The sequence below is a fragment of the Arthrobacter rhombi genome (assembly GCF_039526245.1).
GTDB lineage: Bacteria > Actinomycetota > Actinomycetes > Actinomycetales > Micrococcaceae > Arthrobacter_H > Arthrobacter_H rhombi.
In genome coordinates this window covers 132,628-154,533 of the sequence record NZ_BAAAIV010000019.1, presented here as the reverse complement: position 1 = coordinate 154,533, position 21,906 = coordinate 132,628, and the positions used below count along the sequence as shown (strand labels likewise).

Below are 21,906 nucleotides of genomic sequence, written 5' to 3'. Positions count from 1 at the left end.
TCCTGACTCGATTTCTTCTCAGTTCCCTGGCTGTGGTCTCAGAGCGGCCTTTGTAACCGCGCCTGATGCTACGTCGGCAAGTGCTTCATTCACGTTCTCCAAGTCGTATACGGAGAGTATGGAAGCCAAATCGTGGTTTTTGACCAGCTGCGGTAGTGATTTCACGTACTTGACGTAGTGTGCTGGCGAGAATCCCCATGATCCGAACATCTTGAGCTGCTTCTTGGTGATCAGGTGGGGATTTATCGGAGTCGCGCCATGGTCCGTGTACTGCCCGAGCACCAGTACCTGGGCGTTGGGCCGCGCCAGGTCTATGGATTCGGCCACCGCGGATGGTACGCCGGCGCATTCGATCACCACGTCCGCGCCCTGCCCCGCGATCTGGTGGAAAGCCGCAAGACGTTCTCCGGCGGTCCGGTAGGTATCCATGTCGATCGCGGTATCCGCAGCACCGATCTTCATGGCGACTTCAATACGCGACGCTGGGCCGCCGAGGAGGATGACCTGGGCGGCCCCCATGGCCTTGGCGTACATGGCTGATGCCAGGCCCACCGGCCCGGCTCCCTGGACCGCGACGATTGAGCCGGGTTCAATCGTGAGGTTTTCAACGACCCCGTGGATCGCGGTTGGACCCGCGCAGCCCAGTGTGATCACCTCCTCGAAGCTGACGGAGTCCGGCAGCTTGATGATGGTGGTACCTGCTTCCAGGGATATGGTTTCCGCCCAGCCACCCTGAAGGTGTGGCTCGTCCGAGGCCTTGCGGTTGATGCCGTAGATCTTGCGGTTGAGGCAGAGCGTGGGCTCTTTCAGCACAAGGCACTCGTAGCAGCTGCCGCAGGGAATGTTGTTGGCCCATACGACACGGTCACCGACCGCGAGGGGTTGGCCCTCGACGTCCGTGGTGAGCCCCTCGCCAAGCGCCCGGACATGGCCGACTCCTTCGTGCCCCATGGCCAGGGGCAGTGGCACGGAAAGGTGCCCGGTGCGCAGGTGGACATCAGTGCCGCAGATCCCGCCGAGCGCGACATCCACCAGCGCGCCACCGGGCGCTGCGGAGGGCATTGCATACTCCTGCAATTCGACCGCTTCATTGAATTCTTTCAACACAGCCACTCTGGGCATGTAACTACTCCAATCTCGAAGGCCTTGAACAGGATCATTCTTCCTGCAAGGCCCGGGTCCAGCGATTTTGATTCCCGTATGGGAAGCGTTGTGGGATTGCGCCTTCTCGACCGTCAATCGGCCGGGACGGAAATGGCACCGGTTTCCAGCAGGTTGCGGGGATCCTTGGCCTTCCGGCTCAGGGCAATGGCCACGAATCCAATGGCCGCGGCAACGGCGATATACGTGGCGACGGCCATGGAGGACCCGGTATTTTGCACCAGGTATGCGGCGATGAACGGAGCCGGAGCCGAGGTGATGATTCCACCGAGTTGATAGGCCAGGGAGCTTCCGGTGAAGCGGACCTCGGTCTGGAAAAGTTCGGGGATGAAGCTGGCCACTACTGAATAGGCGGTTGCGTGTGCGATGGGCAGAGCCAGGATCATCGCAGCAAGAGCACCCACCGTTTCCCCGGTATCGACAAGCCAGAAGACCGGGTAGATCAGCAGGGCAACCAGGGCCGCGCCGGCCAGCATGACGGTTTTCTTGCCAATTCGATCGGCGAGCATCGCGACCAGCGGGATGGTGAAGACCTGGATGATGGCCGCGATGATCAGGGCAATGAAGACGGAGTCGCGGCTGATCCCAACGTGTGCAGGACCGTAGCTGAGCAGGTAGACGGAGGAGATGTAGAAGATGATGTTCGGTGACGCCAACGTCAGCGTGCCGAGAATCAATGGCCGCCATGCCGTGCGCAGCAACTCGAAGAGCGGAACACGGACTTCGCGCTTTTGCGACTTCATCCTGAGGAATTCAGGAGACTCCGTGATCCGCAAGCGGATGAACAACCCGACGACGATCAGGAGGGAAGAAATCCAAAAGGGCACGCGCCATCCCCACGCGTGGAAGGAGGCCTCGTCCATCTGCTGCATCAGCAGGAAGATGACGGAGGAAAGGACAAGTGCAGCAGGAACACCCGACTGGGTCCAAGATGCGTAGAAGGCCTTCTTGTTCTTGGGCGCGTGCTCCAGGGCCATGAGGACCGCGCCGCCCCATTCCCCGCCGACGGCCAAGCCCTGGAGGAAACGGAGCACGACCAGGAGGATCGGAGCCCAGATGCCAATGGCATCGTAGTTGGGCAGGAAGCCAACCAGGAAGGTGGAAGCACCCATCATCATCAGGGACCACACCAGGATGGTCTTGCGGCTGACCTTGTCGCCGAAGTGGCCAAAGATGATGCCGCCAAAAGGACGGGCGATAAAGGCCACGGCAAAGGTGGCAAGAGATGCAAGGGTGCCGGCTGCAGGGGACAACTCGGGGAAGAACTGGTCATTCAGCACAAGGACCGCGGCAGTGCCGAAAATATAGTAGTCGTACCATTCGATGGTGGTGCCGATCATCGAGGCGGCTGCTACGCGTCTCGCCGGGAGGCGAGGCGTCTGCGCAACGTCGGACATGTATTACTCCGCTCAAAGTGGGTGGAAGCGACATTGGATGTACTGTAAGTCACAGCTATACTTGCTTGCATGTAACGTGCATGTCAAGATGATCGCTGAATCCAGCGAGGAAAACGGGCAATCTAGTATAGAAGGAAAATGTCATATGACTGACGCTCCATGGAAAACGATCACCGGGAAGCATGGCGAGATAGAGCTTCCGCTGGGGCTGTACATCGACGGTCAATGGCGGGCAGCGGAGGGGGGGAAGACCCTTTCCGTGCAGAACCCGGCAGACGAGACCGAGATAGCCGCCGTTTCCGATGCAAGCCCGCAAGATGCCCTCGACGCCCTGGGCGCGGCGACTGCTGCCCAATATGCCTGGGGAACCACCACGACGCGCCACCGTTCCAATATTCTTCGCAAGGTCTTCGAACTGCTGGTGGAGCGCAAGGAGGAAATTGCGTGGGTTATGTCGGCTGAAATGGGCAAGCCGCTCACGGAGGCGCGTGGCGAAGTCCAGGTGTCGGCGGACTACTTCCAGTGGTTCTCGGAGCTGGTCACGCAACAGCAAGGCACCTACACCGAATCACCCACCGGCGGCTTCAAAATCATCACCACCCACCAGCCGGTCGGCCCTTCCTATCTCGTCACCCCATGGAACTTCCCGCTCTTCATGGGTGCGCGCAAAGCGGCTGCTGCCCTGGCGGCCGGTTGCACGATCATCATCAAACCGGCTGCGCTGACCCCGCTGGTGACACACATGTTCGTGCAGGTCCTACACGAGGCCGCGCTTCCAAAGGGCGTGGTCAACCTTGTCACCACGAGTTCGTCTTCCAAGCAGTCGCAGGCCCTGATGTCGCGCACCGAGCTGAAGAAGGTCAGCTTTACGGGCTCGACGGCAGTTGGCGTCACCTTGCTCAAGCAGGCAGCGGACAACGTGATGGCCGCGTCCATGGAACTGGGCGGAAACGGCCCGTTTGTCGTCCTTTCCGATGCCGACGTGGAAGAGGCTGCCGCAGGTGCGGTGGTAGCGAAGTTCCGCAACGCCGGACAGGTTTGCGTTGCCGCGAACCGCATCATCGTGGAAAAGTCCGTGGCTCCAGCCTTCCGGGAGAGCTTCTTGGCGAAGGTGGCCGAACTCCGGGTGGGACCAGGTACAGAAGAAGGGGTCAATGTAGGACCCTTGGTCGATCGGAAGCAACGCAACAGCGTGCAGCAGCTTCTCAGCGACGCGGTGGCCGACGGGGCGGAAATCATTTTCGGCGGCGAGTCGGCCGAGGGGTCGGGCTTCTTCTTCAACCCCACGGTGGTCGCGAATGCCGATCCGGGCTCAACCATCGCCACGAGTGAAATTTTCGGTCCTATTGCGTGCATCTACGAGGTCGAAGGTGATGACGCGGCGCTTGACCTGGCCAACCAAACGCCCTTCGGCCTGGTTTCCTACGTCTACACGCGGGAGGTGGGCAAGGCGCTCAAGGCCGCTGAACGACTCGACAGCGGCATGGTCGGCGTCAACCGCGCCGTGGTCGCCGATCCGGCGGCACCGTTCGGTGGGATCAAGGCCTCCGGCTTTGGCAAGGAAGGCGGGCACGCGGGCATCGAGGAATACCAAATCGAAAAGTACATCGCCCTCACCATCTGATCGGCAGGGGAACCCGGGGTCAGGAGGCACCTCTGCTCGGCTCGGACAACCAGGCGAATGACTGTTCGATGTCCGCCATGGCGAACTCTGGTCGATTCCGGGTCTCCTGGCGGCTCAGAATCCGCGCCGTATTCGCAATATGCCTGAACACCGCCCGTTCAACCGCCTGGACATTGCCCTCTCGATAGCCACTGATGATATCGGCATGGTCATCGAAGCATTCCATGGCAGAACGGGAGGTGGGGACGGTACCCACGCCGGTGCTGAGAACGAAATCGCGTTGTTCGTGAAGCATGGTCAAGGCCTTTTCATTCCCCGAACCGGCAAGCAACGTCTGGTGGAAGTCCCTGTCCGCGCGCAGCACCGCTTCAGGGTCACCTGACTCGGCAGCTGCCCGAAATTGTTCTACCGAGGATTCAAATTGAGCAGAAGTGGAGCGGTCCTTCCGCATGGTTGCCAGTCGCGACAGTGGTACTTCAAGCATCAACCGGACCTGGAAAACCTGGATCAGGGTCTCCACAGACGTATTGACGACACGAAACCCTTTCTTGTCCTCGATGCGAACCATGCCGCGACGCGCAAGCTCCATGAGGGCCTCCCGGACCGGGGTGCGGGAAACCCCCAGCTTAAGGGCGACCTCCGATCCCGTGTACAACGGGCCGGGAATGAGAGAGCCCTTGACGATCTCCAGGCGGATTGAATCGACGGCTTGTTCAGTCAGGGTTGCGCTGCGAGTGACGTATTCCATTTACCTATTATCCCGATTCAAGTAACAGCCAAGACAAATTCACAAGGAGAGACGTAGAAATGCCTACATATTCGTTCGGCGTTGTGGGAGCCGGAATCATCGGTGCGGCAGTGGCAAGAGAACTGACACTGCGCCACCCGGGAGCGCAGGTCACGGTCATCGAGAAGGCAAGCGAAATCGCCGCCCACCAGACTGGCCATAATTCAGGGGTTGTCCACGCCGGGTTGTACTACGAGCCCGGAAGCCTCAAAGCCCGGCTATGCAGGCGAGGCGTCGACCTACTGCGCGACTACGCAGTTGCCAGGAACGTTCCCTACGACGAATGCGGAAAGCTAGTCGTGGCGCTCACCGCTGAGGAAGAGAACAGGGTCCGGGACATCTACGCCAAGGCCGTGGCGAACGGTGTACCTGACGTCGAACTCATCGGACCGGACAAGATCCGGGAAATTGAACCCAACGCCGCCGGACGCTTGGCGCTGCATTCCCCGCATACCGCAATCATCGACTATGCAGCTGTTACGCGCGCATTGATGGACGACGTGACCACCGCGGGCGGGAAGCTCCTGCTGGGCAGCGAAGTCACAGATATCTCCAATACGGGGGAAACGTGCACCGTTGCCGTCAACCACAAGGGGAAGGTAACGAACCACCGGTTTGACTACCTCATCGTCTGCGCCGGCCTTCAGACCGACCGGGTTGCCCGTCTCGCGGGAGGGGCGACGTATCCCAAGATCGTTCCATTCCTTGGCCAGTACTCGATGCTCGCTCCGGAACACCGGAGCATCCTCAACGGGCTCGTATACCCGGTTCCTGACCCCGCTTACCCGTTCCTAGGCGTACATCTAACCAAGCGAGTTGATGGCGAAATGCTGGTGGGCCCCAACGCGTTCCTTTCGTTTGGACGAGAAAACTACAGCGGCTGGGGCATCGGGATCAAGGACAGCCTCGACGTGGTGTTCAGCGTAGCCTTCTGGAAGTTTGCGTCACGGAACATCAAAGCCGCGATTCACGAGTTTGGCGCAGTAGTTTCCCGCAAGAAGTTCCTTGCGGGAGCCGCCGCTTACGCCCCGGCCCTGGACGGAGCACGATCCACGCCCATTACCCGCGGGATCCGCGCGCAGGCGATGGATGAAAACGGGCAATTGGTGGATGACTTCGTCATCGAGCAACTGGGTCGCGTCACTGCGCTGAGAAATGCCCCCTCTCCCGGAGCGACATCTGCGTTGGCGATTGCCGAGCACCTCGTCCAGGAAATCGATGAAACCATGGCAAGGTTCACAGGCGGGGCGTCGAAGAGCGACGTCCGCTAGCCCAGGGGTTCATCGCAGTGCGGGAAGCCGTTGATGTCCGTTTTTAGGACTCAGCGGCTTCCTGATCCAATGCCCGTCGTTCCCACCGTGGTCACCGGTGTGTACCCCGGGCCCCACACCTTTCGGTTGTTGTTCTCATATTGCATCAGGCAGATGGGTGTCGATTCATCCGGCAAGGTTGGCGTTGGAGCCATTGCTTGGGGCATTCACGGAGGCGGGCCAACCCGGGTGTTTCATTCCCACATGGGCCCGGCGGCCAATGACTGGACGGCGGCAAGTAGGACCGTCATGCCTTGGTCTCATCAGACAGCAGACCAACGTAGCGGTAGACAGGTGCCCTGCTGACGCCCAGCAGCTTCCCGATCTCGGATGGAGGTGAGCCCGGCCGTCCGGTATTGGCCGGCTTGCCTGGCCTCGGCTTCCCACGGTCAAAACCGCCTGGGCATTTGGCTCCATCGGCGGCGAGGGTCTCCAGCCGGTTCCTAGTCGGTGCCGCCGAGCAGGGCGATGACGTCCTGAAGCGCGGGGTGGGCGGGTTCATGCCAGATGAGTTCGACGGGGACCAGCAGTGGCGGGGAGAGAGGCCGGATGACGATCCCGGGGGCCGGGAGGTGCCCGGTCATCGCCGGGGCGATCGGAGCGACCCCGTGACCTGCGGCGACGGAGCGGAGTATGGCTTCGGGGGCGTTGATGAGGTCTGGTCGGGTGAGCACCTGGTCGATTCGGGATTGGCCAGCGGGGAGCAGGTGGCCGATGATGTGGTCCCAGATGCCGAGGAAGAGGTCGCGGGGGAACATCACGATCGTCTCGGCGGCTAGGTCGGCGACCGGGATCGTTTGCCGGGCGGCGAGCTGGTGTCCGGCTGGCAGGGCGAGGTGCACCGGTACCTGGAGCAGGGCGGTCCCCGCGAGGTCCTGGTCCTGGGTGGAGCGAACCCACACGATGGCGGCGTCGATGTGTTCCTCGCGGACCGCGCGGATCGCGTCGCTGTCGGTGCTGGTCGCGGTGGTGACCTCCAGGCCGGAGCCGGGCCCCGACAGCTGGTGCAGGGGACCGTCAAGGATGTGCTCCATGGCCGCCGCGACGCGCAGGGTGAGGTGCCGGTGGCGTCCGTCGGCGCAGTGGACTTCGTTGCGGGCGCGTTCGGCTCGAGCGAGCAAGATGTGGGCGTGCTCGAGCAGCACCTCCCCGGCAGGGGTGAGGGTCACGCTGCGCGGGCTGCGTTCGAGCAAGGTGACGTGCAGGTCCCTCTCCAGGGCCTGGATCTGTTGGGACAGCGAGGGCGCGGCGATGTGCAGCCTGCGGGCGGCCCGCCCGAAGTGCCGTTCTTCGGTCACAGCGACGAAGTACTGGAGTTGTCGGAGCTCCATACCAGCCATGTTAGTCCCTGGCTAACGTGCAGAAGGAATCGCGACCTGGCCGTGAGCGGCGGTCACGGCCAGACTTGACGATACGTCGCCTCGGTAGCCCGGTGGGTTACGGGCGGCGACCGGGCCGCTCGGTCCGGACCTTCCTCGGCGCAGTACTGATTCCAGGAGGCTCACCATGAAAGCTGTTGTGTACAACGGACCGCACGACGTCAGCGTCAAGGACGTCCCAGACGCGAAGATCGAACGGCCGACCGACGTCCTGGTGCGGATCACCGCCACCAACATCTGCGGTTCGGACCTGCATATGTATGAGGGGCGCACCGATTTCGAGACCGGTCGCACGTTCGGGCACGAGAACATGGGCGAGGTCATCGAGGTTGGTGACGGCGTCGACAAGGTCAAGGTCGGCGAGCATGTGGTGCTGCCGTTCAACATCTCTTGCGGGTTCTGCAAGAACTGCGAGCGAGGTTTCACCAACTACTGCCTGACCACCCAGCCCGATCCGGCAGCTGCCGGCGCGGCCTATGGCTTCGCGGCGATGGGCCCGTGGGCGGGCGGGCAGGCGGAAATGTTGCGGGTGCCGTACGGCGACCACAACTGCCTTCGCCTGGGCGAGGACGCCCAGGAGAAGGAGAACGATTACGTCATGCTCTCCGACATCTTTCCCACCGGCTACCACGCCACCGAGATGGCCGGGGTGATCCCCGGGGACTCCGTGGTGATCTACGGCGCCGGCCCGGTGGGGCTGATGGCGGCCCTGTCGGCCACGATCAAGGGGGCGGCCAAGGTGATGGTCGTCGACCGCCACCCGGACCGGCTGCGGCTGGCTGAACAGATCGGCGCCATCGCGGTCGATGACTCCAAGACCGATCCCGTGCAGTTCGTGCTCGACCAGACGATGGGCCTCGGCGCGGACCGTGGATGTGAGTGCGTGGGCTATCAAGCCCACGACCCGCAAGGGACCGAGGATCCGGTGATGACCCTGAACCGTCTGGTGCAGTCGGTGCGGTTCACCGGCGGCATCGGCGTCGTCGGCGTCTTCCTGCCCCAGGACCCCGGCGGCCCCGACGAGATGGCCCAGCAAGGGAAGGTCGCCTTCGACTACGGCCTGCACTGGTTCAAGGGCCAGACCATGGGCAACGGCCAGGCACCGGTGAAGAAGTACAACCGCCAGTTGCGGGACCTCATCGCCGCCGGCAAGGCCACGCCCTCCTGGATCGTCTCCCACGACCTGGCCCTGGACCAGGCCCCCGACGCCTATAAGAACTTCGATGAGCGCAACGACGGATGGACCAAGGTCGTGCTGCACCCGGAGGGCTCTCACCGGCATAAGGCCGGAGCCGGGACCCGCTGAGACCTCCCTCCCCTACAGCTGGCCGGTAGGGACAGTCGGCGCCCTGCCCAAGCACCCGCAGGGCGCAGCCAATCACAGAACGGAGCAGAACATGGCAGGCGAATTGAACGGCAAGCGGGTCGCGATCCTGGCGGCGGACGGCGTGGAGCGCGTGGAGCTGGAACAGCCAAGACAGGCGCTGCAGGATGCCGGGGCCACGACCGAGCTGCTGTCACTGCACGAGGGCGAGATCCAGGCCCGCAACAACGACCTGGATGCGGCCGGAACGTTTTCGGTCGATGCCCTGGTGAAATCGGCCTCCATCGACGACTACGACGCCTTGTTGCTCCCCGGCGGCACGGTGAACCCCGACCAGCTGCGAGTGGACCCCGACGCGGTCGGCTTCGTCCGCGATTTCATGGGGGCCGGCAAGCCAGTCGCCTCGATCTGCCACGGACCCTGGACGCTGATCGAGGCTGGCGTCGCGGCGGGCCGGACACTGACCTCCTACCCGAGCATCCGCACCGACCTGCGCAATGCCGGCGCGAACGTCGTGGACGAAGAGGTGGCACGTGACGGGAACCTGGTCACCAGCCGCTCACCCGACGACCTCCCGGCCTTCAACTCCGCGATCGTGGAACTGTTCAGCCAGGCCGGTGAGACATCATGATCAAGGTTGCGCTTTCAGTGATCGTTCAGGCCAAGCCCGGCAAGGAGAAGGACGTCGCGGACTTTCTGCGCGACGCGCGCTCCATTGTCGAGCAGGAGCAGGATACGAGGGCCTGGTTCGCTCTTCAGCTCGATGAGTCGACCTTCGGGATCTTCGACGTGTTCCCCGACGACGACGCCCGCCAGACCCACCTGTCGGGGGGCGTCGGCCAGGCACTCACCGCACAGGCAGCAGAGTTGTTCAGCGCGGAACCGAGCATCCAGAACATCGACGTGCTCGCGTACAAACTGCCCGGCGAGAACGACTAGATGAGTGAGTCCGATTGGTGTGGGCGGCGTGGGGGCTGTGAACCGGTGGCGGAGGGTGTTAAGCCCTGTGTGTGAAAACCGACCTCAACACCCTCTTGGCCGCACTCTACGTTGACTTGGAAGATCGCGTCTTCCCTGTTCTGGGGTGGTCGCGGGCTCACCGGCCCGGGGCCAAGCCCACGCTCAGTGATGCCGAGCTGGTTTGCCTGGTGGTGGCCCAGCAGCTGCTCCAGGTCGCCTCTGACCGGCGCTGGATCCGCTACGTGCGCGCCCACTTCCACGGCATGTTTCCCAACCTGCTGGACCAATCCGGCTACGGCAAGCGGCTACGGGCCCAGTCCGGGCTGATCTCGGCGGTGATCACCGAGTTGGTCCGCGATGTGGATTCCTGGCACGACTTGTTGCGGCCGGTGGACTCCACCCCCATCCCCTGCGGGACTTCCCGGGAGAAGGTCAAACGCTCGGACCTGGCCGGCCACGCTGCCTACGGCTACTGCGCCTCCCACTCCCGGTTCTTCTGGGGCATGCGCCTGTACCTGATCGCCACCGCCGAGGGGATGCCGATCATCTGGGGACTGGCGGGGGCCAAGCTCGGTGAATGCGAGGTCACCCAAGCACTCCTGGAACGCGACCACCACCTCATCCGTGCCGGACAGGTCATCATCGGCGACAAGGGTTTCGCCGGCGCGGACTTCGAGACCTTCATCACCGATGAGCTCGGCGCGCACCTGATCCGTCCCGACCGCAAGGACGAGAAACCCAGGTTCGGCAAGGTCGCCCGCTACCGGCAGTGGATCGAAGCGATCTTCGACACCCTCAAAGGACAACTCGCCCTCGAAACCCACGGCGCACGCACCCTGGCCGGACTCCTCGCCCGCATCGCCGCCCGCCTCCTGGCCCTGGCCACCGCGATCTGGCACAACTGGAAAACCGGAGCCACCACCAAACGATCCCTCATCGCCTACGACCACTAACCAATCGGACTCACTCATCTAGAGGGCCACCGCCGCTGTGCGTCGTCCGATCCCTTAGGAGGCACCAATGGATGTGAATGCCTCCGAGCCGGGCACCGAGACCGACGACCGGACCACGGACCCTCTCGAGCTGTTCTTCGACTTGGTCTTCGTGTTCGCGATGTCCCAGGTCACCCAGTTGATGCTTGCCGAGGGCACGTGGCTGGGACTCGGACGAGGCGCGTTGGCGTTGACCGCGGTGTGGTGGGCCTGGGTCTGCTTTGCTTGGCTGACCAACACCACCGCCGATGCCGGGATGACAACACGGATCCTGACCCTGGCCGCTATGGCGGCGATGCTGGTCGCCGCCATCGCGCTACCCGATGCGTTCGGCGATCGGGCCCTGCTCTTCGCGGTGGCCTTCCTGTGTGTTCGGCTCGTGCATCTTGTGCTCCTGGCACTCGAGACCTGGCACAGTCGCGAACAGCGATCAACGGCAATCCACCTCGCGCCCAGCCTGCTGGCCGGACCCTGCCTCGTCCTGATCGCCGCGTTCCTCAGCGCGCCGTACAGGGAGCTGGTATGGATCCTCGCCGCCCTGGTCGACCTCGGTGGCCCGCTGGTCGTCGGAGTCGGGGGACTCCGCGTGCTACCCCGCTACTTCGTCGACCGGCACGGCTTGATCATCATCATCGCCCTAGGCGAGACCCTCGTCCAGGTCGGGACCGGCGCTAACCTACACCTAAGCCAACCGGGCGTACTCACAGCGGTGGTCCTGGCATTGCTCATCGCCGGCGAGCTCTGGTGGTCCTACTTCGGCCTCACCGACGCTGCCCAGGCACGTCTGATGTCCACCCGCGGGCCAGAGCGGAACCGGCTGGCCCGCGACGCCTACAGCTACCTGCATCTGCTCATCGTTGCCGGCATCGTGTTCTTCGCACTCGGAGTTCATCTGGCCATCGACAGGATCCTCGACCCGCTCCACCTGCTGCCCGCTATCGCCCTGGCCGGTGGAGTGGCCCTCGCCTACGCCGGCGACGTCGCCTACCGCTGGCGCGACCACCACCGGATAGCCGCCGATCGACTCGTCGCCGCCGCCGCCTCGGCTGCCCTCATCGATCCCGCCCTGCTCACCCCGGCTTGGCTCACCCTCACCGCGCTAATGGGCATCGGTGCGGCCCGCATCGGATGGGAGGCTCGACACCGGCATAAGCCGTGGTTGAACCCCAGACCGACGTAAACACACGCCGACAATGAGAGCCGCAGGGACCGGCGCGACCGTCTCACAACCCATGGGATGCAAGACGCCAGGTCGAGACACTCCCCCGCCCGCGGCAATCCGCAGAATCAGCAGTCCTGCTACCATGTCTCGCAAGTAATCACCTGAGAACAGGTGCCAAACCAATGTTGCGAGACAGATTCAGGGACTCGAATGGGAAAACTCATCGGATACGCACGGGTCTCCACCCGAGGACAGGACACCGACCGCCAAACCACCGACTTGCTGGCAGCAGGTGTCCGCCGCGATGACCTCTATGCTGACCGCGGAGTCAGCGGTGCCCGTGCCGCTCGGCCGGCCCTGGACCGGGCACTGGATGCACTGCATGCCGGCGACACCCTGGTGATCACCACCCTGGACCGGCTCGGGCGTTCCACCACCAACATGCTCACCCTCGCCGAACACCTCAAAGCGCAGGGCGTGAACCTGCGGGTGTTGAACCTCGGTGGAGGCGACGTGGACACCGGCACCCCCATGGGTTCCATGCTCTTCACCCTCACCGCCGCGTTGGCCCAGATGGAACTGGAGATCAAACGCGAACGCATCACCGACTCTGTCGCCAAACGCCGCGCCGCCGGCCGCGACCTCGGCGGCCGCCGCCCCACCTTCACTGATAGGCAGGTCGAAAATGCACGCCGCCTGATCGACGCCGGCCAACCAGCCATCGAAGTCGCCCGCGATCTGGGTATGTCCCGGGCCACGCTGTACCGCAGGATCGCCGATCTCGATGCAAAAGCGTGGCTGACAACGCAAGAATGAGAAACGTATTGGCCCAGAACTAGGGCCTGAATGCAGGCATCTCACAGTCCAGATTCTCGATCATGCTAAGTAGTGCCGTTCGGGTAGTGGCTTGGAGAGGACCTGCCGGGCTGCGGACGGTCGAGGTCGCAATGATTCCGCGTTTAACCAGGATTTCCTTGTGCACCGCCCACGCGAGCCCGGGTTGCACACCGAACAGCAGTAGCGGCATGAGCGCTGCGAAGTCCCGCCGTGCCGACCTCTCCTCTCCCGCATGCCAGCTCTCGAGAATGGGCGCCAGGAGATCCGTGAATTCGCATGCGGGCATGGTGCCAATGGCGCCCCCTGCATATTCCTCAAGGCAGAGCTGCGCATTGTTTCCCCCGAGTACAGCGAACTCTTCACTCGCTGAGGCTTGAACCACTGCGGTGACTTTCTCCGCTGTCGGTGGAGCTTCAACCTTGACGGAAGTGACGCCGGGTATCTTGCTCAATTCAGTGATCGTTTGAACCGACATCTGCACACCTGTCGGGCCAGGGGCGTCTTGAATCATGATCTCGGCAGGGGTGGACGCTGCTACGTCAGCATAGAATTCAAGGATCTGTGCTGCAGTGGGTTTCACCATGTAGGGAGGCAAGACCATGAGGCAGGATGCTCCTGCTTCTGCCGCTTCTTGGGCCTGCTCGATCGCGGTCACGGTGGAAGTGGCATTGATGCCGCATACAACGGGGCAGGCCCCATCGACTACCTCTACTACAGTCCTCAGGACCTTTTCCCGTTCTCCGGCGGTGAGTGCAAAGGCCTCGCTCGCCATGCCGGATACGGCTACACCACTGGCTCCAGACTCGACAGTGAAGGTCGCAAGTCGACGAAGGCTGGGGATATCGAGCTGTCCTTCCGAGGTAAAGGGTGTGGCAAGGATTGGAACAAGTCCACGGATTGTATGTGTCATTGGTTAGGACTCCTTTGCGAGGCTTCTGATCTTGGTTTCGTCTACTTCGATGCCCAGTCCCGGTCCCGAGGGAAGGTTGAATCCGTTGGACATGGTGTCCAGAGGTCGATGCAGGACTGCCTCTCCGACTTTTGTTGACGTTGGCTGGTATTCGAAGACGAGGAAATCTTGTATCGCCGCACTCACATGTAGCCCCGCAGCCAAGACGATTCCAAGCCCTACCGAATGGTGTGGTGCTACGGGAACATGCTGCGCAGCCGATAATTCACTGATAACCATGGCTTCGGTAATACCGGTGCGACCAACATCTGGCTGCGCGATGTCCAGCGTGCGGTTCCGAAGCCAGCGTGAGAACTGATAACGGTTGCGCAGGGTCTCGCCGACCGCAATTGGAATCCGGCTCCGTGCGCGGAGCTCGGCATGCCCTTCCTCATCTTCCGGCGCCAAAGGTGCTTCCAGGAACCAGGCTCTGCGATCGGCCAGTTCGCCTGAAAGGCGGAGCGCATCGGACAAGGAGTAGGCCCAGTGCGCATCGACGGCGATTCGGAGACCGGGGGCAGCCTGACGGATGGCATCGACAGTTTCAAGGTCGCTATCGACGCCGTGTCCGAGATGAAGTTTCACCGCAGTGGCACCCTGCTGCTGCCACTCGACGGCCAGTTCCGCGCGCTGGCTGTTGTCCGGTCGTGGCAAACCAGAAACATAAGTTGGAATGAATGATCTGAAAGCTCCGCCGAGAAGGGCGGCAATGGACCGGTTGGCCAATTTCCCCGCCAAATCCCAAAGGGCGATGTCGACGGCGGCCAAGGCGTCGGCCTGGTGCCCCACCAAGTGCCCCCTCTCCCGCATGAGCTGACTCAGCATGCTCCAATTGGGACGCGGGGTCGTCGCGTCGGCCCCCTTCAGAAGAGGACCCAGCAACAGATCGATGATGGCAGCTGGCACCTCGGGAGCTACAGGGGCCAGGGCTTCTCCCCAGCCGGCCGTCCCATCCTCGGCGGTGATCTTAACGATCACGGTTTCAAAGTGCTCCGAATAGAGGCTTCGCCAGGGGCTTCGCACATGATACTCAGCCGGTGGAGTCGTGCCATCGGGGAGCCGTCCAAGGTACGCCTCGGAAGAGCGCACCCGCAAAGAAAAGGTCTCAATACCTACGATCCGCATATTCCATCCAATTAATGGTTGTGATCATCCGCTACATGGATTAGCGTATCCACTACAGGCATCTTAAGTCCACTAGTGGAATGTCGATATGCGAGAGTGAGCTCATGACTAACGAACTAACAAATAATCAGAGCCTCGACCGCGCCGACGCCGTTTTGAATGCCCTGTCCAAAGGGCGCCCCATGCGGGTTTCCGAGATTTCGCAAAGTGCCGGAATCGGCCAGTCGACAACCTCGCGCATGCTATCGGCGCTGGAACATCTGGGGTATGTCGAGCGTAACCCCGACACCGGCCTCTATGAGCTGGGCATGACTTTGCTTTCCTTCGCCGGTGCGGCACTAAATGCCCACCCGGTCCACCGCTATGCTCGGCAACCCGCACAAAATCTGGCAGCAACTCTTGGGCTCGGTGCCAACGTCGCAATCCTGCGTGGCGACGAATTGTTCTACCTATGCAATTTCGAGGGCAGACTTTCCCCGAAGTTTTTCAGCTTGATGGGGCAGCGCAACCCTTTGCACGCCACTGCCATGGGGAAGTGCCTACTGGTGGGGCTAAACAGTGGACAGCGACGCGCGCTTCTTCCCGAATTGCGGCGCTTCACTCCCAACACCCTGACGACCCACGAAGAACTCGACGAAGCAATCAACCTGATTGCCGAAACGGGGTATTCGACCGAGCGCGAGGAACTCGCTTTGGGCAGGACGTGCTTGGCGGCACCAATCTTTGACCAGAACGGTTCGGTAGCTGCAGCCATTTCGATATCAGGCCCCCTATCGGCTCTCGACTTGCCAAACAGGGAATCGGAGATCTCTCGAATCGCCATTGAAGTCGCCGATTCGATAAGCAGTGGCCTGGGCTACATGGGCCCAGCTTCTGACCAAGAGAACGCGACGGTTAGCGGGGCATAGCCTTCCCGCGTGAAACCGTCGGACACCTACGACGAAGGACTTGTTCGATGATGAGTAAGCATTTCAAGCTCCCCTTGGTTGCGGCCGTCACTGCCTCGGGGCTACTGCTCACGGCATGCGGTGGCGGATCTGGAGACGCCGAGGCCAACGGGATTGAGTTGGAGTTTCCGAGCTGGCAAGCGGAGGATCCAGCCTTCGGCCCCTGGTGGAAGGAAGTGATCGCCGCCTACGAAAAAGAGAACCCTGACGTATCTATTGATTTTTACCAGCTTCCGTTTGGAAGCTACGTAGACCAAATGACTACGCGTTTCGCGGCCAACGATCAGCCGGAAATCGTTCAATTGCCGGCCCGAAACGCCACCGAATTCGCAAGCCGCGGCTGGCTGGAGCCGCTATCCGACAGGCTCTCCAAGACCGACATCCCTGAGACCTGGACGCCACTTCAGGAGGAAATGGACTGGGACGGGCAGCCTTATGGAGTCTTGCTGTTGGGGTATGGATACACGCTCTATTACAACGAAAAACTCTTGGACGATGCGGGCGTAAAGGTCCCCACATCGCCCGAGGAGTTGGCGTCGGCAGCGCAGGCCGTAACCGGGAACGGAAACTTCGGCTTCGGAGCCACCACCCAGCAGAGTCCGGACAACTATACGGAACTGATGGCATTTGTTGTAGGAAACGGCGGAGCACTCAGCGACGACCAGGGAAACTTTCAAGTGGATTCCCCGGAATTTATCGAGGCAATGAACCAGTACCGCGAGGTGCTGGAAGAAGCCCCTGCAGGAATGCAATCCCAACAGCGCAATGAGCTGTTCCTCAATGGAAACATCGCAATGCTCCTGGATGGCCCCTTCTTCAAGTCCGAGCTTGAGGGCGCAGCAGAAGGAGTGGCGGATAACCTGAAGATTGCCGCTCCACCTTTCGAAAACGTTCCCGGCGGGGTGAGTAACAGCATCCACCTTCCAGCGGGGCTGGATGAGGCCGAAGAAGATGCGGCGTGGGGGTTCATCGAACTCGCTGCCAGCCCCGACTGGCAGGAACGCTACTCCGAGCTCGCCAGCGTACCGGCTCCTCGAGAGGGGTCGATCTCGGCGAAAGCGTTGGAGGACAACCCCGACCTCGAGCTCTTTCAAGAAATTGCCGAAGAAGCAAACACCATTTTTCCAACCGCTCCGGAACACCGTGAGTCGTTCAGTCGAATCAGCCAAGCAGTATCGCAGGCAGCGGTGCGTCTCATCTCCTCCGAGGATTCCACGGAATCGATCGCTGCCGACCTTCAGGCGGAGCTCGAGAAATCCGTGGGCAGCAGCAAATGAGTCCAGTGACCACCATACTTCCTGACGCCACGGAACAAATAGAACAGAAGCCACCACCAAAAAGAAGCCCAACAAAGAACACAGCACGGAAGAGGGACCGGCGGTTCGCGTATGTGATGCTGTCCCCGACTTTGGTTGTGGTGGGTCTGTTGATGGCCTATCCGTTCTACATTGCCATCGACCTCAGTCTTCGCGGCGGCAATGTAAGGAGCCTTGCAGGGGTAACGGACCTGCCGCTGTCCTGGGGAAACTACGTTGCCGTGCTCACTGATTCCGGGCTGTTGGCCGATATCTGGCGGTCAGCAGTATATACATTGGGTGTACTGGCACCAGCGTTCTTCCTTGGATTGCTTCTGGCCCTATTGCTGAACCAGAAGTTTCCAGGCCGACGGATTTTTCGTCCCCTGGTCCTGATCCCCTGGGCAGTTCCCGGCGTTGCTGTCAGCGCCGCGTTCGTGTGGATGTTCGACGCCTCCTACGGCGTGGTCAACTATCTATTGCGCACCGTGGGCCTCATAGACGAAAACATTGCCTGGCTGGCCGACGCAGATACAGCAATGTTTGCTGTCATCGTTCCCACGATCTGGAAGTACTACCCATTCTTCACCCTTGTCCTCCTGGCTGCCCTGCAGGCAATCCCCGGAGAACAATACGAAGCAGCGCAGTTGGACGGAGCCGGCACTTGGAAACAATTCCAGCACGTCACCTGGCCAGCGGTCCGTACCGCTTCTTCCCTCGCAATCGTCATCACCGGAATTGGAATTTTTCGAGAATTCGATTTCATCTTCCCGCTCACAGGCGGCGGCCCAAACGAGGCCACACAAACATTGGCTATCCGCATCTACAACGAAGCATTCCAATTCTTCGAACTGGGTCTCGCTGCCGCACTCGGTGTCATAACCATGGCAATTGCAGGATCAGTTCTTCTCGCAGCGCAACGGTTCATTCGCCAAACCGACTAGAAAGGTATCTCCGATGAGAGAAGTATCAAAGCGCCGCCAGATCGGATTCCTGGCTATCGCACTGGTGACGGCCGCCATTCTGCTTTTTCCCCTCTATTGGATGGTCATGACCTCCATAGTGCCCTCCAGAACACTCCTGACGGAGAACCCGCCCTTGCTACCCCCCTTAGATACTGCATCACTAGATGCGTACGCCAGCGTGATCCAAGGCCGTCCCATCCTGACTTGGCTGGGAAACTCGGCTCTCTCCACTGTAGGCGCGGCGATCATCTCCACCATCGTGAGCGTACTTGGAGGCTATAGTCTCTCGCGCTTCCGTTCGCGCGGCCAACAAGCGATGGGCTTTACATTGCTCTTCAGCCGAATGCTTCCCGGTACGTTGCTGATCATCCCAATCTTCGTCTTGTTTTCCTCAATCGGGTTGTCCAACAATCTCTGGTCCGTGGTACTCGTCAATGTCGCAGCCACAGTGCCGTTCACGACCTGGCTCATGAGGGGATTCATCGACAGCGTGCCGGTGGAGATTGAACAGGCCGCGATGATAGATGGATGCTCACGTCTACGTGCCCTTTGGCACGTGGTGTTGCCCGTACTGTTGCCCGGCCTTGCTGCAACCTTCACCTACGCGTCCATCCTCACCTGGGGAGACTTCCTGTTCGCCCGCACATTGATGTCCAACCCCGATGGCTGGACCATTACCGTCGGAATCGCATCGTTCATTGGGGAATTCAGTGTCGACTGGTCGGGGCTGATGGCAGTGGGACTGATGTCCACAATCCCGATGGTAATCCTGTTCATCTTCCTCGAACCGTTCCTGGCCCGAGGAATGACGGCAGGGTCAGTCAAGGGCTGAGTTCCACCCGCGACGCCAGATCACAGACGCCCCAACCCCGCATGAATCGTCCTGAAATTATAAGGAGGACCGTTGGAACGCCTTAGCGTCAGCCCCGGCCCCATCGCCATCATTCGCACCAACCATCCCGTTCCTGACCAGGTCTTTGGCGCTCTGGTCGAAGGAGGTATCAGACTGATAGAAATCACACTTGGGACTCCGCAGTGCTTGGAGACAATCGCCCGCTGGCTGGATTTCGGTGGTGCCAGCGTAGGCGTGGGCAGCATTCGTACCCTGGCGGATGCCAAGCAGGCTATAGAGGCCGGAGCCCAATTCCTGGTTACCCCGACTACGCAGGATGCCATATTGAAAGTCTCCACCGAAGCCGGGACACCCGTGGTTTGCGGGGCGATGTCACCGACCGAGATCGATTCCGCTTGGCAGCAGGGTGCCGCCAGCGTAAAGATCTTTCCGGCCGATTCGCTGGGCAAAGTCTCCTACGTCAAGTCGCTCAAGGGCCCCCTGCCCGAAATCCGGCTTTCCCCCACCGGTGGAGTCAGTGTTGATGACGCCGCCAGCTATGCAGCGGCGGGATGTTGGGGAGTTGGGGTCGGTAGCAACCTCGTCTCGCAGCACACGTTGGAAACCCGGGATTGGGAAGCCCTCGCTGCCCGCGCCAAGGACTACCAAAGAGCTTGGGCCGAAGGCGTGCTACACCGGGATGCCGATCAATGACCTGGGCCCCGCATGTCCGCCCGCTAGGCCAAACCCTCGATGTGGTTGGTGTAGGCGAAGCGATGTTGCTCCTACAGGCTCCGCCACCACAAGAACTATCCAGCGCCGAAGCGCTAGAAGTACATGTCGCCGGTGCCGAGTTTAATACCTGCGCAGCTGTGGCACGGTTCGGGGGGAACACCGCACTGCTGACCCGTGTTGGCGATGACCCTCCCGGTCGCAGGATCCTCAGCGAGATGAGCAACATGGGCATCTCAACCAACCTCTGCGCAGTCGACCCGGTTAACCCCTCCGGCATCTTCCTCCGGGAGACCCCAATGGACGGCAGCAGGAAGGTGACCTACTACAGGAAGGGGTCAGCCGCATCTCAAATGACAGAGTCCGATGCCCACCGGCTCTCGGAGCTGCCGACGCCGCGGGCGCTACTGCTCTCAGGGCTCACCGCAGCTTTGGGCCGCGGCCCGCGCAGGCTGCTGGAACAGCTTGCACATGAAGCGGCAAACAAGAACATCGCTGTGATTGTGGACGCCAACCTACGCCCGGGGCTGGGGAATCTCGATGAGACTCTCCAAATGCTGCACAGCGTACTTCCTCTGACCGACCTTCTAGTCTTAGGGGACGATGAGTCTGAAGCACTCTTTGATTCCTCGGACCCAACCTTGGTGCTGGCCTCCGCCGACCAAGCCGGGGTGGGCGAAACAGTCCTCAAGGGAGGATCTAGGGGGTGCTGGTATCTCGATGAAGATGGCGTGCTAGCACACCAAGGACCTCTCGCTGAGGCCATCGTAGACACTGTTGGCGCCGGAGATGCCTTCCTGGGAGGCTACATAGCTGGCCGGCTCTCCGGTGCGAACCGAAAACTGTCAGTGGAGCTTGGATCCCGTACCGCCGGTGCAGTAATAGCCGCTCCCGGAGATACATGCGGATTGCCCGCGGTCTCGGAAGCCAAATCGTTGATACGAAAAATCGTCCCACTTGACGCACAACGGCTGTAGTCCCCATGAATGAAACCGGAGAATGCGAGAACAGCACAGGATGAATTACATTGTCTCCGCCTATAACGCCGCTCCTTCATCACAGCCATGGGATGCCACCCAGGAAGCGGGATACTGGAGGGGGATTGCCAGTCACGAAAAAATCAAAGGCGTGGAACTGCCGTTTGATATGTCCCTACATTCCGTAGATGAAGACTGGCTGCTAAAGCAGATCCCGCAGAAGTGGGACATAGTGGTCACCCTGATCCCAGGCACAGTCCGGAGGATGAAGGAGAATGCGCGTTTCGGCTTGGCGTCGAAGTCCGCCCAATCGCGCGCTTCCGCATTGGACTTCTGCCGTCGCGCCAGACTCGCGATCGGCCGTATCAACGCGGCGCTTGGACGAAATGCCGTCGTAGCTGTACAAATACACTCTGCACCGTCAGTCGTGCATGCCTACGATGCCGGCAGCAAAGCGGCACTCGTGGACTCATTGTGCGAGATGTCCTCATGGGACTGGATGGGAGCCCGCCTTGTAATCGAACATTGTGACGCGTTTAGCGACCGGCATCAACCGGCAAAAGGGTTTTTGTCTCAGCAAACCGAGATACAAGCAGTGCTCGAAGCCAACGAGCAAACAGGTGCCAACATCGGTGTGAGCGTGAACTGGGCGCGGTCGGTTATCGAGGCACGGCAGACTTCAGCTGTCCTAACCCACATCGAGAATGCCCACAGCGCAGGAGTCCTCGCTGGCATCGTCTTCTCTGGGTGTTCCCCTGAAGATACGCACTATGGCCCGGCATGGGCCGATGCCCATCTTCCCCCAGCTGCCGTCCCAGGGTTAGGCGAACGCTTCGAGGAAGCGGCGTGTGGCTCACTGCTGACGCAACACGAAATCGTCCTCGCCCTTTCTCACTGTGACCCCAACACACTGGACTTCCTCGGGATCAAAGTCGCCGCGCCCAGGGCGCCAAACCTTACAACACAGGACAGAACAGAAATCGTTCGCGGTTCAATCGATGCCATAGCCTCCGCCGCGCAGCTCGGGCCTCTATGCGAAGCCCTCGGCATACAGCCCGGACCCTGACAGCACCATGATTCGATCAAGAAAATGACAGTGGAATTCTCAAATACCCACCTAGTACTGCCAAGTTGAGAAATACCAAATGAAA

21 protein-coding genes are annotated in these 21,906 nt (G+C 61.1%); 15 read left to right on the top strand and 6 right to left on the bottom strand.

The genetic code is table 11. The features are described from left to right. Positions 1-18: 18 nt before the first annotated feature. Both ABD088_RS14910 and ABD088_RS14905 read right to left on the bottom strand, forming a co-directional pair. Complete coding sequence (locus ABD088_RS14910; protein WP_343902753.1) at positions 19-1,104, bottom strand: zinc-binding dehydrogenase; 1,086 nt, start codon at positions 1,102-1,104, stop codon at positions 19-21. 131 nt (positions 1,105-1,235) lie between these two features. After that, positions 1,236-2,501: an MFS transporter gene (locus ABD088_RS14905; protein WP_343902752.1), complete on the bottom strand. Its 1,266-nt coding sequence runs from the start codon at positions 2,499-2,501 to the stop codon at positions 1,236-1,238. Between the two features lie 202 nt (positions 2,502-2,703). On the opposite strand from ABD088_RS14905, the gene ABD088_RS14900 reads away from it, so the two are divergent. Continuing rightward, positions 2,704-4,182, top strand: coding sequence for an NAD-dependent succinate-semialdehyde dehydrogenase (locus ABD088_RS14900; RefSeq protein WP_343902751.1), 1,479 nt, complete (start codon positions 2,704-2,706; stop codon positions 4,180-4,182). Positions 4,183-4,201: 19 nt separating this feature from the next. On the opposite strand, the gene ABD088_RS14895 is transcribed toward ABD088_RS14900, so the two are convergent. After that, positions 4,202-4,930 carry a GntR family transcriptional regulator gene (locus ABD088_RS14895; protein ID WP_343902750.1) on the bottom strand — a complete coding sequence of 243 codons (729 nt, stop codon included), beginning with the start codon at positions 4,928-4,930 and terminating at the stop codon, positions 4,202-4,204. 59 nt (positions 4,931-4,989) lie between these two features. Here ABD088_RS14895 and lhgO point away from each other — a divergent pair, with 59 nt between their 5' ends. Beyond that, complete coding sequence (gene lhgO, locus ABD088_RS14890) at positions 4,990-6,240, top strand: L-2-hydroxyglutarate oxidase (protein WP_343902748.1); 1,251 nt, start codon at positions 4,990-4,992, stop codon at positions 6,238-6,240. A 482-nt stretch (positions 6,241-6,722) separates the two neighbouring features. Here lhgO and ABD088_RS14885 read toward each other — a convergent pair whose 3' ends face one another. Continuing rightward, positions 6,723-7,610, bottom strand: a complete 888-nt coding sequence (locus ABD088_RS14885) for a LysR family transcriptional regulator (protein WP_343902747.1) — start codon at positions 7,608-7,610, stop codon at positions 6,723-6,725. Positions 7,611-7,785: 175 nt separating this feature from the next. Here ABD088_RS14885 and ABD088_RS14880 point away from each other — a divergent pair, with 175 nt between their 5' ends. The 6 genes from ABD088_RS14880 to ABD088_RS14855 all read left to right on the top strand — a co-directional run bounded on the left by ABD088_RS14880 (position 7,786) and on the right by ABD088_RS14855 (position 12,912). Then, positions 7,786-8,964, top strand: a complete 1,179-nt coding sequence (locus ABD088_RS14880) for a glutathione-independent formaldehyde dehydrogenase (RefSeq protein WP_343902746.1) — start codon at positions 7,786-7,788, stop codon at positions 8,962-8,964. Between the two features lie 91 nt (positions 8,965-9,055). After that, entirely contained in the window at positions 9,056-9,613 is a 558-nt protein-coding gene (locus ABD088_RS14875; RefSeq protein WP_343902745.1) for a type 1 glutamine amidotransferase domain-containing protein, read from the top strand. Beyond that, positions 9,610-9,921 (top strand): putative quinol monooxygenase, encoded by a 312-nt coding sequence (locus tag ABD088_RS14870; protein ID WP_253878114.1) that lies wholly within the window; start codon positions 9,610-9,612, stop codon positions 9,919-9,921. Before ABD088_RS14875 ends, ABD088_RS14870 begins: the two co-directional genes overlap by 4 nt. A 71-nt stretch (positions 9,922-9,992) precedes the next feature. Continuing rightward, positions 9,993-10,895 (top strand): IS982 family transposase, encoded by a 903-nt coding sequence (locus tag ABD088_RS14865; protein WP_343902744.1) that lies wholly within the window; start codon positions 9,993-9,995, stop codon positions 10,893-10,895. Positions 10,896-10,962: 67 nt separating this feature from the next. After that, the gene (locus ABD088_RS14860; RefSeq protein ID WP_343902743.1) at positions 10,963-12,114 is read left to right on the top strand and encodes a low temperature requirement protein A; all 1,152 of its coding nucleotides are present in this window, start codon (positions 10,963-10,965) and stop codon (positions 12,112-12,114) included. Positions 12,115-12,306: 192 nt separating this feature from the next. Further along, complete coding sequence (locus tag ABD088_RS14855; RefSeq protein WP_343902742.1) at positions 12,307-12,912, top strand: recombinase family protein; 606 nt, start codon at positions 12,307-12,309, stop codon at positions 12,910-12,912. A gap of 19 nt (positions 12,913-12,931) precedes the next feature. On the opposite strand, the gene ABD088_RS14850 is transcribed toward ABD088_RS14855, so the two are convergent. Together ABD088_RS14850 and ABD088_RS14845 are read right to left on the bottom strand one after the other, a co-directional pair. After that, positions 12,932-13,843, bottom strand: a complete 912-nt coding sequence (locus ABD088_RS14850) for a dihydrodipicolinate synthase family protein (RefSeq protein ID WP_343902741.1) — start codon at positions 13,841-13,843, stop codon at positions 12,932-12,934. A gap of 3 nt (positions 13,844-13,846) precedes the next feature. Then, complete coding sequence (locus ABD088_RS14845; protein ID WP_343902740.1) at positions 13,847-14,860, bottom strand: mandelate racemase/muconate lactonizing enzyme family protein; 1,014 nt, start codon at positions 14,858-14,860, stop codon at positions 13,847-13,849. A 251-nt stretch (positions 14,861-15,111) separates the two neighbouring features. Between ABD088_RS14845 and ABD088_RS14840 the strand changes: the two genes are divergently transcribed. The 7 genes from ABD088_RS14840 (at position 15,112) to ABD088_RS14810 (ending at position 21,821) form a co-directional block, all read left to right on the top strand. Further along, a complete protein-coding gene (locus ABD088_RS14840) occupies positions 15,112-15,915 on the top strand; it encodes an IclR family transcriptional regulator (RefSeq protein WP_343902739.1) in 804 nt (267 codons plus the stop codon). A gap of 47 nt (positions 15,916-15,962) precedes the next feature. Beyond that, on the top strand, positions 15,963-17,231 hold the full coding sequence (locus tag ABD088_RS14835; protein ID WP_343902738.1) for an ABC transporter substrate-binding protein: 1,269 nt from the start codon (positions 15,963-15,965) through the stop codon (positions 17,229-17,231). A 5-nt stretch (positions 17,232-17,236) separates the two neighbouring features. Then, a complete protein-coding gene (locus tag ABD088_RS14830; RefSeq protein WP_343902737.1) occupies positions 17,237-18,193 on the top strand; it encodes a carbohydrate ABC transporter permease in 957 nt (318 codons plus the stop codon). Positions 18,194-18,206: 13 nt separating this feature from the next. After that, a complete protein-coding gene (locus ABD088_RS14825; protein WP_343902736.1) occupies positions 18,207-19,046 on the top strand; it encodes a carbohydrate ABC transporter permease in 840 nt (279 codons plus the stop codon). Between the two features lie 72 nt (positions 19,047-19,118). Then, entirely contained in the window at positions 19,119-19,760 is a 642-nt protein-coding gene (locus ABD088_RS14820) for a bifunctional 4-hydroxy-2-oxoglutarate aldolase/2-dehydro-3-deoxy-phosphogluconate aldolase (RefSeq protein WP_343902735.1), read from the top strand. Beyond that, the gene (locus ABD088_RS14815; protein ID WP_343902734.1) at positions 19,757-20,755 is read left to right on the top strand and encodes a sugar kinase; all 999 of its coding nucleotides are present in this window, start codon (positions 19,757-19,759) and stop codon (positions 20,753-20,755) included. The genes ABD088_RS14820 and ABD088_RS14815 overlap by 4 nt, the downstream gene beginning before the upstream one ends. 40 nt (positions 20,756-20,795) lie before the next feature. After that, on the top strand, positions 20,796-21,821 hold the full coding sequence (locus ABD088_RS14810) for a DUF4862 family protein (RefSeq protein ID WP_343902733.1): 1,026 nt from the start codon (positions 20,796-20,798) through the stop codon (positions 21,819-21,821). Positions 21,822-21,906: the final 85 nt, after the last annotated feature.

Bases quoted from the DNA above. Each gene is read 5' to 3' on its own strand.
- ABD088_RS14860 (WP_343902743.1), top strand. From the start codon at position 10,963: ATGGATGTGAATGCCTCCGAGCCGGGCACCGAGACCGACGACCGGACC.
- ABD088_RS14895 (WP_343902750.1), bottom strand. From the start codon at position 4,930: ATGGAATACGTCACTCGCAGCGCAACCCTGACTGAACAAGCCGTCGAT.
- ABD088_RS14875 (WP_343902745.1), top strand. From the start codon at position 9,056: ATGGCAGGCGAATTGAACGGCAAGCGGGTCGCGATCCTGGCGGCGGAC.
- ABD088_RS14870 (WP_253878114.1), top strand. From the start codon at position 9,610: ATGATCAAGGTTGCGCTTTCAGTGATCGTTCAGGCCAAGCCCGGCAAG.
- ABD088_RS14900 (WP_343902751.1), top strand. From the start codon at position 2,704: ATGACTGACGCTCCATGGAAAACGATCACCGGGAAGCATGGCGAGATA.
- ABD088_RS14815 (WP_343902734.1), top strand. From the start codon at position 19,757: ATGACCTGGGCCCCGCATGTCCGCCCGCTAGGCCAAACCCTCGATGTG.
- ABD088_RS14905 (WP_343902752.1), bottom strand. From the start codon at position 2,501: ATGATCGGCACCACCATCGAATGGTACGACTACTATATTTTCGGCACT.
- ABD088_RS14855 (WP_343902742.1), top strand. From the start codon at position 12,307: ATGGGAAAACTCATCGGATACGCACGGGTCTCCACCCGAGGACAGGAC.
- ABD088_RS14835 (WP_343902738.1), top strand. From the start codon at position 15,963: ATGATGAGTAAGCATTTCAAGCTCCCCTTGGTTGCGGCCGTCACTGCC.
- lhgO (WP_343902748.1), top strand. From the start codon at position 4,990: ATGCCTACATATTCGTTCGGCGTTGTGGGAGCCGGAATCATCGGTGCG.
- ABD088_RS14880 (WP_343902746.1), top strand. From the start codon at position 7,786: ATGAAAGCTGTTGTGTACAACGGACCGCACGACGTCAGCGTCAAGGAC.
- ABD088_RS14850 (WP_343902741.1), bottom strand. From the start codon at position 13,843: ATGACACATACAATCCGTGGACTTGTTCCAATCCTTGCCACACCCTTT.
- ABD088_RS14825 (WP_343902736.1), top strand. From the start codon at position 18,207: ATGAGAGAAGTATCAAAGCGCCGCCAGATCGGATTCCTGGCTATCGCA.
- ABD088_RS14810 (WP_343902733.1), top strand. From the start codon at position 20,796: ATGAATTACATTGTCTCCGCCTATAACGCCGCTCCTTCATCACAGCCA.
- ABD088_RS14840 (WP_343902739.1), top strand. From the start codon at position 15,112: ATGACTAACGAACTAACAAATAATCAGAGCCTCGACCGCGCCGACGCC.
- ABD088_RS14885 (WP_343902747.1), bottom strand. From the start codon at position 7,610: ATGGAGCTCCGACAACTCCAGTACTTCGTCGCTGTGACCGAAGAACGG.